This is a genomic window from Flavobacterium sp. (genome assembly GCF_043779715.1).
Classification (GTDB): Bacteria; Bacteroidota; Bacteroidia; order Flavobacteriales; family Flavobacteriaceae; genus Flavobacterium.
In genome coordinates this window covers 1-3,686 of the sequence record NZ_JAYWDT010000113.1, presented here as the reverse complement: position 1 = coordinate 3,686, position 3,686 = coordinate 1, and the positions used below count along the sequence as shown (strand labels likewise).

General features: G+C 28.4%; 4 protein-coding genes and 1 pseudogene. 2 read left to right on the top strand and 3 right to left on the bottom strand.

Going from position 1 to position 3,686, the window contains the following annotated elements:
• The coding region (locus ACH2BG_RS06025; protein ID WP_395046815.1) for a UbiA prenyltransferase family protein at positions 1 to 553 on the top strand (553 nt) is incomplete at its 5' end.
• On the top strand, positions 553 to 1,119 hold the full coding sequence (locus tag ACH2BG_RS06020) for an HAD family hydrolase (protein WP_395046814.1): 567 nt from the start codon (positions 553 to 555) through the stop codon (positions 1,117 to 1,119). The genes ACH2BG_RS06025 and ACH2BG_RS06020, both read left to right, overlap by 1 nt.
• Before the next feature lie 8 nt (positions 1,120 to 1,127).
• Here the strand turns inward: ACH2BG_RS06020 and ACH2BG_RS06015 are convergent, their stop codons facing one another.
• From ACH2BG_RS06015 to ACH2BG_RS06005, 3 genes and pseudogenes are all read right to left on the bottom strand, one after another.
• Positions 1,128 to 2,402 (bottom strand): O-antigen translocase, encoded by a 1,275-nt coding sequence (locus tag ACH2BG_RS06015; protein ID WP_395046813.1) that lies wholly within the window; start codon positions 2,400 to 2,402, stop codon positions 1,128 to 1,130.
• On the bottom strand, positions 2,403 to 3,521 hold the full coding sequence (locus ACH2BG_RS06010; protein ID WP_395046812.1) for a DegT/DnrJ/EryC1/StrS family aminotransferase: 1,119 nt from the start codon (positions 3,519 to 3,521) through the stop codon (positions 2,403 to 2,405).
• Positions 3,518 to 3,686: pseudogene (locus ACH2BG_RS06005) on the bottom strand (GNAT family N-acetyltransferase); the annotation flags it as partial. The pseudogene ACH2BG_RS06005 and the gene ACH2BG_RS06010, both read right to left, overlap by 4 nt.

The window sequence follows — 3,686 nt, the reverse complement described above, 5'->3', positions numbered from 1 at the left end:
ATTGTTTGTTATAATTGCAATTTATATTTTACTAAATATTTTGTATTCAAAATGGCTCAAACACATTACAATTCTAGATGTAAACATAATTTCTATTGGTTTTGTATTGCGAATTTTAGCAGGTGCTTCAGTTTCTAATATAGAACCTTCTGTTTGGATTTTGCTCATAACCTATTTATTGGCATTATTTTTAGGAATTTCTAAAAGAAGAACCGATGTAGTTTTATCATTAGATGGTAAAAATGTTCGTAAAAACATTGAAGGTTATAGTCTTTCTTTTATAGATACCATTTTAGGAATATTAGCTTCAATAATTATTGTTTGCTACATTTTTTATTGCATTTCACCTGAGAATAAAGACAACTATCACTCAAAACTTTTATATTTATCTATAATTTTTGTGATAAATGGTATTTTCCGTTATTTGAAGTTGGCTTTAGTAGAACAATCTACTTATTCTCCTACAAAAATAGTCTTGAAAGATAGATTTCTTCAAATAACAATCCTTTGCTGGGTTATACTAATGAGTTATTTACTTTATTTTAATAAATAATGAAAATACTAGCTTTATTTGATTTTGACGGTACGCTTTACAAAAAAGACAGTTTGTTAGAATTTACAAAATTCAGTAAAGGAAAACTGAATTTTTATATCGGTTTATTTATGATTTCTCAGTACTTAATTGGTTTCAAATTGGGAATTATATCTAATGAAAAAGCCAAGCAAAAATTTATTAAACATTTTTTAAAAAACACAAATTATAATGATTTCACAATAAAATGTAATGATTTTGCCTTACAAAAAATTAATGCTGATTTGAATGAAAAAATTTACGAGCAATTTATCAATCATTTAAAATTAAATCATACCGTTTATATTGTAACAGCTTCTATTCCTGAATGGATTGAGCCTTGGAGTAAGCAATTTTCAGTTCCAGTAATAGGAACTCAAATTGAAATTGAAAATAATAAAATAACTGGCGAATTTGTAAGCAAAAACTGCTACGGAATAGAAAAAGTGAATAGAATAAATTCAGTTTTAAATCTAAATGAATTTGAATCAATTACTGTTTACGGATCTGGAAAAGGAGATGTCGAAATGCTAAAACTAGCAAAATAGGAAGTTCTTTACACTAAACTCTTTCTAAAATAAATTCCCAAAACTAACAAATAAATACCATAAGTAAAGGCGTGTGCTATAACAACACCTTCTATTTTAAAAATACTAATAAAATAAATACTAGAAAAATAAAGTATTAGTAATGATAAAATCTCTGTTACAATAAATGATTTTGTCATCTTTTTTGCAAAAAACTGAAAACCTAAAATCCAAGAAGCTGCTTTTAGAAAATCGCCAACCAATTGCCACAAAAACAAATCAGAAACTGGCTCAAAATCTTGAGTAAAAAGGATTTTTATCATTATACCTCGAAACAAATAAATGATAAATAATCCAACAGCAAATAAAGGCAACACATTTTTGTAAAAGCTCCAAAACACTAATTTTGTTTCTTCATTGGTTTTTGCCAACACTAATTTTGGATAATAATATACCGTAAGTAAAGTGTTTACAAAAAGTAAATAATATGTAGAAATTCTAGTCATTGCTTCCCAAAAACCGGCTTCTTTTATACCAACAGTATCAATAATTTGATTCCGAATGACTAAAAAAACTATCGGTCCAAAAATCCCTGAAACCAAAGCCATAAGAAAATAATGGGATAGGTTTTTTATAATTTTAAAATCAAATAAGCTAAAACTGATGGCATTTTTTATCGAAATTTCTTTAGAAATATAACGAACCGTAACAAAAAATAATAATGATGGTGTAATAATGATTGCTAATAAAGCGCCGAGAACCAACCATTTCCAAATAAATAATAAAGTAACAAAAAGTCCTATAATATTTCCTATAATATTAATATAAATGACTGCTTTAAATCGTCCTAATCCGTTTATAATAGCCACTAAATATAACGAAGAAGCATATAATGGTAAGACAATCGCCAATACTTTAAATACATAAGAGTATTCTAAATTATTCCCAAAAACAACTTGATTCCAGTAATTAGCAAACAAAAACAAAGTGCTACTTATAACAATCGTAACAGTTAGCAAACTAAAAAATAAGGTGGAAAATATTTTTTTGAATTGAAGATTATCTTCTTCATTTTCGGCAACATATTTTACAATTCCGTTCTGGAAACCTAAAGTCGAAACACTTTCTACCGAAGTTAAAAAGTTACGCAAATTCCCCACCAAAGCCATTCCTGTTGGACCAACGAAAATAGCCAAAACTTTCGAAGTGATTAGTCCAATTCCTATCTTAATAAGTACACTAATACTATTTAAAGAAGTGATTTTAAATAGTTGTGACGAAACGATATTTTTTAAGAAATTCAATTAATATTGATTTAAAATTTTGATAATAAAACCAATTTCATCATCTGCAATAACTGGACTTATAGGCAAGCTTAAAACTTCTTCATGCATTTTTTCGGTAATAGGAAAAGACAAATTGTTATAACTAGATAAAGCATTTTGTTTGTGTGGCGCAATGGGATAATGTATAAGTGTTTCAACTCCGTTTTCTAACAAGTACTGTTGCAGTTTTTCTCGATTTTGAGTTCTAACAACAAACAAATGAAAAACATGATTGAAGGTATTATCCCAAAAAGGTAAAATAATCTTATCATTTTTTATCTCTGAAATATAACGTTTTGCTACGATTCGTCTTTTTTCGTTATCCGAATCTAAATCAGATAGTTTTACATTCAAAAAAGCTGCTTGAAGTTCGTCTAATCTAGAATTTACACCAATAAAATCATTGTAATATTTAGTTTCTGAGCCATAATTTCGTAATGATTTTATGGTTTTTGCTAAATCATCATCGTTTGTAGTAATTGCGCCGCCATCACCCAAAGCACCTAAATTTTTCCCTGGATAAAAACTGTAAGCTTGGACATTATTATTTCGTAATTGCTTCGCCTGTTCGCTATCGCTCGGGTCGTAATTGTTTTTTGCTCCATGAGCTTGTGCTGCGTCTTCTATTACCAATAAGTTATGCTGATTTGCTATTTCGTTTATAGCATTCATATCGACTAATTGCCCGTAAAGATGAACTGCAAGAATTGCTCTGGTTTTAGATGTTATTTTCTCTGAAATTAAATCAGGATTTATATTGTAAGTTTCTAATTTTGGCTCGACCAAAACAGGAATTAAATCCGCTTGTAAGATGGCTAGAATACTAGCAATATAAGTATTTGCAGGAACAATAACTTCATCTCCTTTTTGTAGTTTTCCTAACTGAATATAAGCTTTAAAAATAAGCACCAAAGCATCTAAACCATTTCCAACTCCGATGCAGTGTTTGGTTTGGCAATAATTGGCAAAATTTTCTTCGAAAATTTTTACTTCATTACCTAAAATATACCAGCCAGAATTCATTACGGATTTCAACTTTTCTTGAAAAGCAGTTTCGTAAGGTTTATTAATTTTATTTAAATCTAAAAATCGAATCATAATATTACATTGTCTAATAAAATATAATTACTCGTTTTTACTTCATAAAAATCCTGAACAATTGTGCTTCCTCCGAAGCTTTCTTTCCAAAAACACAAGCCGTTATTTAGATTTTTTCCTTGATTTTCGTTCGAAATTCCAAAATCGAAATACTTTTTATCTCCA

Bases quoted from the DNA above. Each gene is read 5' to 3' on its own strand.
- ACH2BG_RS06020 (WP_395046814.1), top strand. From the start codon at position 553: ATGAAAATACTAGCTTTATTTGATTTTGACGGTACGCTTTACAAAAAA.
- ACH2BG_RS06010 (WP_395046812.1), bottom strand. From the start codon at position 3,521: ATGATTCGATTTTTAGATTTAAATAAAATTAATAAACCTTACGAAACT.